This window comes from Komagataeibacter swingsii (assembly GCF_003207895.1).
Classification (GTDB): domain Bacteria; phylum Pseudomonadota; class Alphaproteobacteria; order Acetobacterales; family Acetobacteraceae; genus Komagataeibacter; species Komagataeibacter swingsii.
On sequence record NZ_NKUB01000003.1, the window covers coordinates 153,488 to 166,726 of the forward strand.

At 55.0% G+C, this 13,239-nt stretch carries 10 protein-coding genes; 3 read left to right on the forward strand and 7 right to left on the reverse strand.

Annotation, left to right across the window (positions count from 1 at the left end):
* Positions 1 to 85 precede the first annotated feature (85 nt).
* The gene (gene pdxR / locus CFR76_RS04150) at positions 86 to 1,558 is read left to right on the forward strand and encodes a MocR-like pyridoxine biosynthesis transcription factor PdxR (RefSeq protein ID WP_110555978.1); all 1,473 of its coding nucleotides are present in this window, start codon (positions 86 to 88) and stop codon (positions 1,556 to 1,558) included.
* A gap of 116 nt (positions 1,559 to 1,674) precedes the next feature.
* Here pdxR and CFR76_RS04155 read toward each other — a convergent pair whose 3' ends face one another.
* From CFR76_RS04155 to CFR76_RS04170, 3 genes are all read right to left on the reverse strand, one after another.
* Positions 1,675 to 2,595 carry a DMT family transporter gene (locus CFR76_RS04155; protein WP_208623933.1) on the reverse strand — a complete coding sequence of 307 codons (921 nt, stop codon included), beginning with the start codon at positions 2,593 to 2,595 and terminating at the stop codon, positions 1,675 to 1,677.
* Positions 2,596 to 2,851: 256 nt separating this feature from the next.
* Positions 2,852 to 3,664: a phosphonoacetaldehyde hydrolase gene (gene phnX / locus CFR76_RS04165; protein ID WP_110556074.1), complete on the reverse strand. Its 813-nt coding sequence runs from the start codon at positions 3,662 to 3,664 to the stop codon at positions 2,852 to 2,854.
* A gap of 28 nt (positions 3,665 to 3,692) precedes the next feature.
* On the reverse strand, positions 3,693 to 4,895 hold the full coding sequence (locus CFR76_RS04170) for a 2-aminoethylphosphonate--pyruvate transaminase (protein WP_110555981.1): 1,203 nt from the start codon (positions 4,893 to 4,895) through the stop codon (positions 3,693 to 3,695).
* Between the two features lie 110 nt (positions 4,896 to 5,005).
* Here CFR76_RS04170 and CFR76_RS04175 point away from each other — a divergent pair, with 110 nt between their 5' ends.
* On the forward strand, positions 5,006 to 5,914 hold the full coding sequence (locus CFR76_RS04175) for a LysR family transcriptional regulator (protein WP_110555982.1): 909 nt from the start codon (positions 5,006 to 5,008) through the stop codon (positions 5,912 to 5,914).
* An 87-nt stretch (positions 5,915 to 6,001) separates the two neighbouring features.
* On the opposite strand, the gene CFR76_RS04180 is transcribed toward CFR76_RS04175, so the two are convergent.
* Positions 6,002 to 6,859, reverse strand: a complete 858-nt coding sequence (locus CFR76_RS04180; protein ID WP_110555983.1) for a LysR family transcriptional regulator — start codon at positions 6,857 to 6,859, stop codon at positions 6,002 to 6,004.
* Positions 6,860 to 6,969: 110 nt separating this feature from the next.
* Between CFR76_RS04180 and CFR76_RS04185 the strand changes: the two genes are divergently transcribed.
* A complete protein-coding gene (locus CFR76_RS04185; protein WP_110555984.1) occupies positions 6,970 to 8,292 on the forward strand; it encodes an aspartate aminotransferase family protein in 1,323 nt (440 codons plus the stop codon).
* 946 nt (positions 8,293 to 9,238) lie between these two features.
* On the opposite strand, the gene CFR76_RS04190 is transcribed toward CFR76_RS04185, so the two are convergent.
* From CFR76_RS04190 to CFR76_RS04200, 3 genes are all read right to left on the reverse strand, one after another.
* Positions 9,239 to 10,639 (reverse strand): amino acid permease, encoded by a 1,401-nt coding sequence (locus CFR76_RS04190; protein ID WP_167402048.1) that lies wholly within the window; start codon positions 10,637 to 10,639, stop codon positions 9,239 to 9,241.
* 241 nt (positions 10,640 to 10,880) lie between these two features.
* Positions 10,881 to 11,717 carry a DMT family transporter gene (locus tag CFR76_RS04195; RefSeq protein ID WP_167402049.1) on the reverse strand — a complete coding sequence of 279 codons (837 nt, stop codon included), beginning with the start codon at positions 11,715 to 11,717 and terminating at the stop codon, positions 10,881 to 10,883.
* Between the two features lie 101 nt (positions 11,718 to 11,818).
* Positions 11,819 to 13,201: an aminotransferase family protein gene (locus CFR76_RS04200; RefSeq protein WP_110556076.1), complete on the reverse strand. Its 1,383-nt coding sequence runs from the start codon at positions 13,199 to 13,201 to the stop codon at positions 11,819 to 11,821.
* Positions 13,202 to 13,239: the final 38 nt, after the last annotated feature.

Below are 13,239 nucleotides of genomic sequence, written 5' to 3' on the forward strand. Positions count from 1 at the left end.
GAATGATCATAACAATTATGTTTATTATCATCAGTACCTAGTCAGCCTCTTAATATGATTTTTAGTTCGGAACAGGGACGTGAGAATGGATATCGGGTGGAGAAAAATTTTTGCCTCACACTCGAAAGATGAGAAAGAAACACTTCAGGAAAATATCCGCAAAAAACTCGTTGCTGCCATTGAAAGCGGCAAGATCCGTTCCGGCACCCGCCTTCCCTCAAGTCGCCAACTGGCGGATTTCCTTGGCATTGCCCGCATAACGGTGGTCATGGCCTACGAACGGCTGATTGATGACGGGTATATCGTCAGCCGCTTGCGTAGCGGTATGTATGTTAAAGACGAAGTCAGCCGTCATCTTGCCAGACAGGAAGATGAACAGGCGGCACGCCCTGAAAATCTGGTTAACTGGGACAAGCACATAAAATTGCAGGTATCAAACCTGAGGAATATTTCAAAACCAAGGAATTGGCAGGACTATAAATACTGTTTTTTATTCGGGCAGCTTGATTCAAGCCTTTTCCCTACAAGGGAGTGGCGGGAAAGCATGAAAAAAACCGTTAATCTCAGGGGGCTGGGTCTTTGGGTTGGCGACATGATTGATGAAGATGACCCCGACCTTCTTGAACAGATATGCCTGCAAATCCTACCCCGACGGGGCATATGGGCGTCGGAACAGGAAATTATCATTACAGTCGGGGCACAGCATGCCCTTTTTATGGCGTTGAAAATACTCGTATCATCATCAACAGATTTTGGTATTGAAGACCCTTCCTATACTGACGCGCGCAATATGGTCCAGCTTCATACCTCCCGGATAAAAAATCTGAAGATGGACGATCAGGGGGTCATACCCGATGATGATTTCAGCCAATGTCAGGTTGTACTCCTTACTCCGGGGCACCAATGCCCAACTACCGCCATCATGTCCCCACAACGCCGTATGGAAATACTGGAAGTCGCCCAAAAGAAAGACATGGTCATTATAGAAGATGACTATGACGCAGACCTGTTTTCAGAAGGGCAGGCCGGATCAGCCCTGAAAAGCATGGATACGCAGGGACGTGTCATCCATATCGGGAGCCTGTCCAAAATACTGGCGCCGGGCCTGCGGATTGGTTACATCGTGGCGTCCCCTGCCATAATACGGGAATTGCGTGCCCTACGTCGGCTTATGCTCCGTCATCCCCCACGCAATAACCAGAAAACCCTGAGCGTGTTTATCGCCTTGGGCCATTACAGATCCCACTTGAAAAAAATGGGCGCGCAGTTACATGAGCGTGCAATATTAATGGATAAATTGCTGCCCCATTACCTGCCGAACTATAAAATCATGCGATCTGCCGGTGCATCCAGTTTCTGGATTCAGGGGCCTGCCCATCACGATGCGACAAAACTGGCCCATGAGGCCAGAAAACATGATGTATTAATCGAACGGGGCGATATATTCTTCAGTAACCCGAAAGCCGGGCAATCATGCTTCCGCATGGGGTTTTCCTCCATTCCCTATGAACGGATCGAAGACGGACTGAAAATACTGGGGTCACTTATTCCATCCTGACCAGAAATATTATTTGGCCAGTATTCGTCATGGTTCTTATCTATTGTGAAAATAATATGACATATGCCTTAACAGTCCCGCATGGATGCGCTGTGTGTCCAGCGCATAACCCGATGTCATGTTTTTCTGTGGGCGGCAATGCATGAAAGTACGCTGCTGACCACCAGCAGGAATGCCATCACTTCCAGGGGATGCGGCGCCCTTTGTTCCCACAGAAAGCCATAGAGCAATGCAAACAGGGTTTCAAACAGGATCATCTGTCCGACCATGGTGAGAGGAAGGAGACGACTCATCCGGTTCCACAGGGCATTGCCACAGATTGAGGCAAGGAACGCGATCCCGACCGAAACGGATATGAAACGCTCCCATCCCTGCGCGGTATGATGGGTATTGGCCAGCAGCCAGGCCATGGGGGCAAGCAGCACGGCCTGGGCGCCAGTCATAACGCCGGTAAGCAGGTTCCATTCATGTCCTGAAATATGATGAAGCCGCCCGAGGCAACGGCTGTTCCACACCACATAGGTACTCCATGATGTCAGCGCGGCCAAGGCGCAGAACAGTCCGGATATGGATGATCCCGAAGGTGTCGCCACAAGAATGGCCTGACCGCCGATACACAACACGCCTGCGCCGCATAGGACCAGCGATGGGGCAAGCGCCCTGAGGGAGACAGCACCAGCCTCACGGCTTCCGATCAAGGTTACGATGACGGGAAGGAAGCCGGTAATAAGCGAAGTCAGGGCTATGCCGCCTAGCTGCACGGCCATGGAAAGCAATATATAGTAAAGGACATTGCCCAGGAGCGCGAGCCAGAACAAGGCCAGCCAGTCCTGCCGTGTCACGGTGCGGGAAAGTACAGGCCAGCGGGGCGCTATCAATACGCAGGCAAACACGCCATAGGCCAGATAACGGCCGACCGCGAGTTGCATCGGCGTAAAGCTTCCCACCAGTTCCGGCGCCAGGAAAACCAGTCCCCACAAGGCCCCTGCCCCGGCGCCACATAAAACGCCAAGGGGAACCTGCCGGGGGGGCACCAGAAGTGTCTTTGTCGCGCTCACTCTATTTTTCCCTTCGTGGAGCGTGACATATTATTACGTTCCTGAATTTTGTAATCCCGATTATGACTTAAAATGCAACAAAAACGCGTTTATGATGAAATCCGGCTTTATGCTGGCCGACCCCTCAATACCCGTACCCGGATAATCCTGCCGCCCGGGGTTGATATTTCCGGGCTGTTGCCCCTGCCCTGCGTGCCCCCTTTCCGCCACGCGCAGGTATTCCTGTGGATGGCCCTCAGGGATATTCGCCACGGGCCATGCGGCCGTCGAATGCCCATAACACAGGCAGGAGGTCCGCGACCGAATCAATAACCACATGCGCGCCCGCCGCGGTCAACTGGGCGTAAGCCGCTGCACGCCTTGCCGCGAATTCCGTGGCTGGCAGGGCCGCCATTTCGTCCGATGCGCAGCCAAGGGCGTTGCCACTCAGCGCCACGCCGACCGTCCATGCGCCTGCGTTGAGGCCTTCACCGATCCCCACGGGGGTATCGTCAACCTTTACGGTGGCACGGGTGGGCCAGACGCTCATCTGCGCCAGGGCATGCCAGATCATGAAGGGGCTGGGTCGGCCTTCCGGCGTTTCCCCCGAACAGACAAGGCTGTCGACATCAACCCCCTGCCGCGCGGCGACAGGCTGGATTTCGTTCATGATTTCGCGTGTGTAGCCCGTCGTGGACCCGATCTTCAGCCCGCCCTGCCGCATGGCCGCCAGCACGTCCGCCGCACCGGGGATGATATCGGCGTGCCTGCTGGCGACCGAGATGTTTTTGGGCACGAAGACGGCATATATCGCATCGATGTCCTGCTCGGTTGGGGGGCTGCCATGGCGCTGGCGCCATGCCGCGTGAATACGCGGCTGGGCCAGCAGGGCCGCGATATGCGGACGCTTCGCCATGCCCATCGGCAACCGCGCTTCCTCGATCGTAATGGCCACGCCGAATTGCGCGAAGGCTTCGACAAAGACCCCCATCGGGGCGCGTGATCCGTAATCGACCAGCGTGCCGGCCCAGTCAAAGATGACGGCCCTGAGATGCCTGAATGACTGCATTTTTAAAATTTCCTGCTCGAAAAACGGTTCAGGCCAGGGCGGCGGCATCGCGCGCCGCCAGGCTGGCGGTGGACGGCGCGGCATGGGGAACGCCCAATACCGCCAGGGATTCCTGTGCCGCGCTAATGACCCTTTGCATGACATCCGGCCCGAAATGGCCAATGCAGCCGATACGGAAACTGTCGACACGTGTCAGTTTTCCGGGGTAAATGATGAAGCCTTTTTCTTTCATCAGGTCATAAAAATTCCTGAAATCAAATAATTCATGCCCCGGCGTAAGAAACGTAACAATAATGGGAGACAGCCATTGTTCTTCCAGCAATGTCTCGAAGCCCAGCGCCTTCATGCCGGCAACCAGCGTGTCACGGTTGGCGGTATAGCGTGCGAGCCGGGCAGGCTGGCCCCCCTGGGCCATATACAGCCGCAAGGCTTCAACAAAGGCGGCCACGACATGGGTGGGGGGTGTAAAGCGCCATTGCCCCGTGGTGTTCATGGTGCGCCACTGTTCGTGCAGGTCCAGGCTCAGGGAGTGGCTGCGTCCCTTCGCCTGCTCGAACGCCGTCTTGCGGGCAATGATGAATCCAAAACCCGGCACGCCCTCGATGCATTTATTGGCGGATGAAACCATGGCTTCGTACTGCAGGGTTGCAATGTCAAGGTTGACGGCGCCGAATGCGCTCATGGAATCAATCAGGAACCTGCGGCCGTGCGCCGCCGTAACCGCGGCGATTTCCTCTATCGGGTTCAGGATGCCGGAACTCGTTTCGCAATGCACGACAATGACATGGGTAATGGCCGTATCTTCCGCCAGTATCCGGGCGACTTCCGGCCCGCGCGGCGGACTGAAATCCCCCTTGTCCAGCACCCGGCATGCGCGGCCCAGATAGCCAAGTGTCCTGGCTATACGCTGCCCATAGGCGCCATTGGCAAGCACCAGCACCTTGCCGTCATGCGGGACAAAACTGCCAAGCATGGCTTCGACACAGAAGGTGCCGCTTCCCTGCATCGGGATACAGTCATAATCGGTGGCATTGCCCGCGATTTCCAGCACGGTACGCCGCAATTCAGCGGTCAGGTCGCGGAATTCCTGATCCCACGATCCCCAGTCCCGCATCATGGCCGCACGTGTTCGGGGCGCGGTTGTAAGGGGGCCGGGGGTCAGGAGATAATGGTCGGGTTCCGCCCGCAGGTCGTGCGGGTCAAGGGAAGCGCGCTCGATTGTATCTGACATGTCACCACTCGCCTGATTGGGAATGGACATAACAGAGCGGAATGATTTAGATTTGTAAAATCGATAAAATTGATCCTTTCAACGATTTTTCTTATACGGCAGTCAAGCCAGTGCAATATGTCCAGCTTCGCGCTTTTCATGCTGTCGCCGAACATGGCAGCTTTTCCCGTGCAGCCGGGGCGCTGGGCCTGACGCAGCCCGCGATTTCCGATCAGGTGCGGCGTCTGGAGCAGGAATTTGGCGTCACCTTGTTCAACAGGCGGGGCCGTGTGGTAGAACTGACCGATCTGGGACGACGGCTGTTACTGACCACACGGCAGATGTTTACTTATGAACGCAATGCACGCCAGTTACTTTCGGCAGAAGGCGCATTGGATGCGGGCAGCCTGCTGATGGTAACGGACGCGCCGGATCTGGCCGTTAAGATAATAGCAGCTTTCCGCATACATTATCCCAACGTCATCATTTCCCTATCCATTACGAATGCGGAAGCCTGCCTGGCCCGTGTGCTGGATAATACGGCGGATATGGCCGTATGCGCCATCTATCCATCGGATTCCCGTATTCGTGGCCAGGAATTGCGGCGTGAAAAATTGATGGCCATCGTCCCCGATACCGATGACTTTGATGAACATGGCCTCACTTTTTCAGAATTCGTACAATATGGCCCCATTTTCCGCGAAGCCCAGTCTATTACGCAACGCCTGCTTTCCAAAGAACTGAGCCGGCGCGGCATCCAGGTTACCCCTACCCTCCTGATTGATGGCCGTGAAGGCATGATTGAGGCCGTGGCCCATGGCCTGGGCGTCGCCGCCATATCCCCCAGCGAATTCATAGGTAATGACCGGGTCCGTCTGGTGCCCCTTATCGGGGCAGAGGAAGAAATGATCGAATATATCGTCTCCCTTGCCGATCGCCCGCCATCAAACCTGCTGGACGCCCTTCACGCCATTGCGCCTGAAATGGAAGCATCATCCGTTTCCTCTCCTGCGCAGGCAACATCACGGCGCAAGTCATGATGAACAGCCGCAATAGGATCATGTAATCCGCCGCATGGCTTGCGATGGCGGTCCGTTAGCCGGGCAATCCATGGACTTCACGCCGCATCATAATTTGGGCAGCGTGTGGCGGATATGCGCGGCAAACCGTTCGGCCAGGTCGTTGCCTGCAACCTTGTCAAACGCGATGGTTATCCCCAGTTGTGGCAGGCCCGGCAGGCTGGCGTCCGGCCCCAGTTCCAGCAGGTCAGCCGGCACGGCGGGACGGGTCAGCACGGCCACGGCCTGGCCGGAACGGACAACGGCCGTCAGCCCCGCCAGGCTGGCGCTGGCATAGGCGATCCGGAAATTCCTGCCATCATGCTCCAGACTGTTCAGGACAGCCTGATGGTCAAACGTGTCCACTTCCGTCAGGGCAAGGGGGAGCGGCGTGCTGTTCCAGACCGGAAAGCCCGCCCTGCCCACCCATACCAGTGGCTCCACACGGATAACATCATCGTTTGCATGCGGGTTGACGATGGAGACAAGGGCCAGATCCAGTTGGTGCCGTTCCAGCATCCTGTTCAGTCTTTGCGTTGACCCGCAAACGATTTCAATCAGCACATCCGGATGCGCACTGGTAAAGCTTCCGACCAGGCCCGGCAGGAAAGCGGCTGCATAATCATCCGGACAACCAAAACGCACGCTGCCGGACAGGCCCCGCCCTGTCAGGTCAGCCAGCGCGCGGTCATGCGCGCGCAGGATGTCACGCGCATGCGCCAGCAGGCGAAGGCCATGCGCGGTCAGTGTCACACCACGCCCACCCCGGTTGAGCAGGCAACGACCCGTCAGTTCTTCCAGCCGTTTGACCTGCATGCTCAGGGCGGACTGGGTTTTGGCCAGCCGCAGGGCAGCCCGGCTGAGCGATCCGGTATCGGCTATGGCGCTGAAGGACCGTAAGAGGTCAATTTCCAGATTATAGGACACGATATCAATTTTTCTTATGCCTTGTATAAAAACTATTCGCTGCGCTTGATGCTGTCAATGCCATATCATTGCGGAAAATCATGGTCACACGCCCGCAGGAGCGCGCATACATGCCTGAATCCAGAAACCCTGAATCCGGAAACAATGATCCCGAATTCTGGGAAAACGCACGCAAGCACCTTATCCGTTATGGTGGCTCCTTCGAGCACCTGATCATCGAACGCGCCAAGGGCAGCTTTGTGTACGATGCCGACGGGCGCGCCATCCTTGACTTCACTTCCGGCCAGATGAGCGCGGTCCTGGGGCATTGCCACCCGGATATAGCAGCCGTCATTGCTGAAGGCAGCCGTAACCTTGATCATCTTTTCAGTGGCATGCTGTCACGCCCGGTTGTCGATCTGGCGACAGCACTGGCGCAGACGCTACCCGAAGGGCTGGACCGCACCATTTTGCTGAGTACGGGCGCGGAATCCAATGAAGCGGCAATCCGCATGGCCAAGCTGGTCACGGGCAGGTATGAAATCGTAAGCTTTGCCCAGTCGTGGCATGGCATGACCGGCTCGGCCGCATCCGCAACCTATAGCGCAGGCCGCCGGGGTGTTGGGCCATCGGCCGTAGGCTCCTTCGCCATTCCCACGCCATTCCCCTATCGGCCCCGTTTTGAAAAGAACGGAATTTATGACTGGAGCGCCGAACTGGATTATGCCTTTGACCTGGTGGACCGGCAATCCACAGGTAATCTGGCGGCGTTTATTGCAGAACCCATCCTGAGTTCTGGCGGTATTATTGATCTTCCGGTTGGTTATCTGGCCCTGTTGCAGAAAAAATGCCACGAACGCGGCATGCTTCTGATTGTTGATGAAGCCCAGACCGGCGTGGGCCGCACCGGCATGATGTACGCGTTCGAACGCGACGGCATTGTGCCCGATATCCTTACATTATCCAAGACATTGGGGGCCGGCCTGCCGTTGGCGGCGATGATCACGTCCGCCGAAATCGAAGAAAAGGCCCACAGGCTCGGCTATCTCTTTTATACAACCCACGTGTCGGACCCCCTGCCTGCGGCGGTCGGCCTGAAAGTTCTGGAAGTCGTCAAGCGGGATAATCTTGTTGAACGTGCCAGGCTCATGGGCCAGCGACTGGAAGCGGGCCTTCGTTCCCTGCAGGTGCGCCATGAATGTATTGGTGATATTCGCGGGCGCGGCCTGCTTCTTGGCATGGAAATTGTAAAAGACCGCCAGACAAAGGAAGCGGACGGCGCACGGGGCGAAGCCATTACACGGGCCTGCATGAAGCTTGGCCTGAGCATGAATGTCGTGCAGCTGCCGGGCATGGGCGGCGTCTTTCGTATTGCCCCGCCCCTGACCGTAAGCGAGGCGGAAATCGATCTGGGGATTGAACGCCTTGGCCAGGCGATTGAACAGACTTACTGAAAGACTGTTTGAAAACAACTTATTGATCAAAGAAAATAAAGGTTTTTGGGCGCCGTCTTTTTGAAAAAAGGCGGTGTTCCTTGAAGCTTTTGCAAAAAGCTTCACCGAAAACGTCCTTATGACTGCAAGATGTTTCCGGGAAGACTGTTTCAAGCAGTCCTTGATGGCGGCATAAATATTTTCCGCAGTCAACCAATCGATGCCGCCTGACAGTTCAAAAATATTAAATACGTTACTTGTTACGCCTGTTTCCAATATATCATTTAAGAACAATAAAAGTTTTTTTGGTGCCACCATTTTATAAGAGACTGTTTGAAAAGTCAGTTCATGATAGCGCTTTAAAATTAAAGGAAGTTTTTGGTGAAGCTTTTTGCAAAAGCTTCGAAAGAATACCGCCCTTGTAAGAAAAAGGCGGCACAAAAAAACTTTTATTTTTTTTATCAATGAATTGTTTTCAAACAGCTTCTAAAAAAGGCAGCGTTTTTTGAATCCTTTCAAAAATCCGCGTAAAATTTATTTTTAATTTCATGGTAATATTATCAATAAAAATATCGTTCTTCTATGGTGCTTTTATATTTGAAATAATATTTCAGGCTCAATCAATATGCGATCCAGCCAGCCATTGCAGCGCTAGGGATCAAGGAACCATCACTTTGTGGCGCAATAAAACGAGTTGGAAACCAGGGTGCCGTGATTGATGGCTCTGTTCGATGGCTTGTTCCCCTTATGCCGGTGCTGGGTGGCGGTACTTGCATTCTGATTGTCTGTAACGGCGGCATTGATCGTTGCAAGCAGGGAAAAGCCATGGATTGATCGCCCCGGCCGGACCAGGCAAGCCATTTACCCGTATCCCGGCTGCGTCATGCCGCTTTCCCTATCAGGGCATGGAAGATGAAATCGTCGAGACCCCCTTAAAACCAAGGGTTTCTAGATGAGGACTGAACGCCTACCCAATACCGGGTTTTTCATGGACATCCTGCCGGATGATACTTCCGTCATTTGGTTTCATACCCGAACACCTGCTGCGCAAAAGCGAAATGCTGGTGATCACGATGACAATAAAGGAGCTGAATTCTATCTCAAAACGTGTCTGTGCCTCGAACATCATGATAACCAGAACCAGCAGAAAGGAACCAGCCGTCAGGTAAGACAGGGTCGGGAACAGCCACATGGGGCAGTCCGGCGTCTGGTTCTGGCCGATCATTTTCTTGCGTAGCCTGATCTGCGCCAGGGCCGCCAGAAAATAATCAAACAGGATCAAGGCACCGCTTGCACTTAACAGGAACGTAAAGATACCCCCCGGCGACAGGGTTGAAAACAGCGCGACAATCGCTTCGACGCCGGCCGCCATGATGATTGCCGCGGTTGGCACGCCCGTGCTGCCCCGCCGTGCCAGAAAGAACGGGGCATCGCCAAAGGTCGCCATTTCCATCATGACGCGGGATGTCACATAAATTGCTGAATTAAGGCATGACATGACCGCAATGAACATGACAAAGGCCATCGCCGTCGTCGCATAGGGAATATGTAACTGGTTCAGGGCGGCCAGAAACGGGGAAAAGCCGCTATGGACCTCATTTACAGGCAGGATATATAAGATGAGCGCGACTGAAATGACATAAAAAAGCAGGATCTTGATCGGCACGGAGTTGGCGGCGCGCGCGACACTCGCGCTGGGATTGCGCGTTTCCAGGGCGGCGACAGTCGCTATTTCCGATCCGGTCAGGGACATCATGATGGTCGGGATGATGGTGATGACGGCCAGGACGCCATGCGGCAGCACGTTCCGCATGGTCACGGCCGACTGGATCGGGGCGGTATTGATAAACCCGAAAATAGACAGGATGCAGACTGTTATAAAAATACAGACCGCGCTGATTTTCATGAAGGACAGCCAGTATTCGAATTCGCCATACCCACGGACCGAAAACAGGTTGCTGGCCGTCATGATCGCGATCAGGATGCCTTCTATCGCCACCCTGGGCAGGCCGATCCAGTTTTCGATCAGGCCAGACCCCGCGATCACTTCCGTACCGGCGATGATGGCCCATAATATCCAGTAGGCCCAACCCGCGACAAAGGCGGCATGCCCGCCCAGGCCGCGACGGATCTGGATAATGAACGATCCGGATTGAGGGGCGTTCAGAACCATTTCCCCCAGCATCCGCATGATCATCATGGTCTGGACACCTGCAAAGACATAGGCGAGCAGAACGGCGGGACCGGCACGGGAAATGGCGGCGGAAGAACCGACGAACAGGCCCGCCCCGATGACGCCGCCAATCGCGATCATGGAAACATGCCGTTCGCGAAGTTGCCCCGCCGTATTGTCGTTTTCATCAGCCATCAACGCATAACCTTGCATATATATTTGCAAAATTCCAACATGGACCACGATCATTCTTTATGGGGAAGGAAAAAGCAACAGGTTCTTTTTAACGAAAAATCATGTGTAACAATCACGTAAATTTACAGTATGCCAATCAATTCATTCCCAAACATCGCCGTATTATTTATGGCATATTATGAAACCCTGACTGGGGCACCCCACCGCCATGCGGGATGACCCGACAGGCCGATACCGGCCATCAGGCCATGCGTAACATCATGGCGCCGGCAAGAATGATACAGACGCCCGTCACACGGCGCGGTGTCGCCGGTTCCTTGAGGAACACCCATGAAATCAGGGAGCCGAAAAGAATGGATGTCTCACGTAATGCGGCAATCATGGCAACGGGCGCGACCGTCATGGCCCATAATGCCAAGCCATATGATGCGGTCGTTCCCCCGCCCCCGATCAGGCCCTGCATCCAGTAATGACGGATATAGTGCTTGAATCTGCCCGGCATGGTACAGAACGCGCCGATCCCCATGGGCAGGCCGGTCAGCAGGAAAATCCACAGGGTATAGGTAATCGGGGCGCCAGAGCGGCGAACGCCAATACCATCCACCATCGTATAGGCCGCGATGATGATGGCGGTAAACAATATCAGGCGTAGCCCATCCCTGTTTTCCTCATGATGGCCATCCAGCGCCATGCTCAGTATGCCTAGGCAGATCACACCGATACCCAGCCAGGCCGTTAGGGATAGGGATTCACCCAGCAGGGAAGCGCTTAGAATGGCAACGATGAAGGGCGCGCTGCCTCGCATCAGCGGATAGCCCAGGCTCATGTCAACAAGATGGTAAACCCGTGCGATCAATATGTAATATATGACCTGCAGCATGGCGGACACGCATATGAACATCCAACTGGCTGGCAGTGGCTGCTTCAAAAAAGGCAGGATCAGCGCGGAAATCACGGCCGCACTACTTGTAACCAGAACGGTTATAAGGATTTTGTCCGTGTTTTTCTTGACAATGGCGTTCCATGTCGCATGCAGCAGCGCGGCAAACATCACCACAAGAAAGACAGAAAGCGACATCACCGCGAACCCTGGAAATCCATCAGACATCCCTGTCAGGCGCAGGAAACCCCGCGGCGCCTGACAGGATTGAATTATTCATGTATTTATATCAAATACGCTTATCCGAAAACAGTGGTCAGCGCCCTGTCAAGCGTATCCATGATCTGTTTTACTTCATCCGCATTGATACTGAGCGCGGGGCTGAAGCATAACGTGTTATTCATGCCCGGCAGTGAACGGTTGGTCATGCCAATGATGACACCGTCTGCCATGCATTGCTTTACAACGGCCTGGACAAGTTTCTCGTCCATGGGTTCCTTTGTTATCCGGTCCTTGACCAGTTCCGCGCCGCAGAACAGCCCTTTGCCCCGCACGTCACCAATGACCGGGTGCTTCGCCATCAGTTCATGCAGGCCGGCCATGAAGCGCTCGCCCATCACCAGCGTATTTTCCAGCAGTCCCTCATCCTCGATAATCCGCATGTTTTCCAGTGCGGCGACGGGGCCAGACAGGCAGCCGCCAAATGTGGAAATATCCCGGAAATAATTCAGCGGGTCATCAGGGTTGTCCTTGAACAGGTCGAATACGGCCTCGGTCGTGATCATGCAGGAAATGGCGGCGTATCCCGATGCCACGCCCTTCGCGACGGTTACAAAATCCGGCCTGATGTCGTAATTCTGGTAGCCAAACCACCTGCCTGTACGGCCGATCCCGCAGACGACTTCATCTATATGGAGCAGAATATTGTATTTCTTGCATATTTCCTGAACGCGCGGCCAGTAGCCGACAGGCGGGGTTATGACCCCTCCCCCCGCTGTGATCGGCTCCAGGCAGAGTGCGCCGATCGTATCGGGGCCTTCGCGCAAAATGACCGCTTCAATGGCATTGGCGGCCGCCACGCCATAATCCGGGGCATCGGGGTACTGGTTGCGGTATTCCAGGCAATGGGGCACCTCGACAAAACCGGGCGGGAAAGGACCGTAATCCGCGCTGCGCTGCGGCTGGCCGCATGCCGCCAGCGTGCCAAGCGTCGTGCCATGGTAGTCGCGTTCGCGGAACAGGATCTTCCATTTGCGCCCCCCATGATGGCGGGCCGAAATCTGGCGCACCATCTTGAAGACCTTTTCGTTCGCTTCCGATCCTGAATTGGCATAGTAGACCCGGCTCATGCCGGGCATTTTTTCAACCAGCCGCTCGGAAAACAGGGCCGCGCCGACCGATCCGGCCGATCCGGCAAAATAGTTCAGCCTTACCAGTTGGTCGCGCACGGCATCGGCAATGGAAACCCGGCCATAGCCTACATTCACTGTCCACACACCGCCGGAAACGGCATCAAGATATTCCCGTCCCCTGATATCCCACAGCCGCAGCCCCTTGCCTTCCACCATGATGGGCGGGTCCACGGTCTCGTACTGCTTGTGCTGTGACAGGTGGTGCCAGACGTGGTTCCTGTCCGCCTCGATGATGTGGCGGTTGTCGTTGCCATCATGCATATGGTTCATGATCATTTTTCCCTGTTTGTGCTATTTTTTTGGAAAAT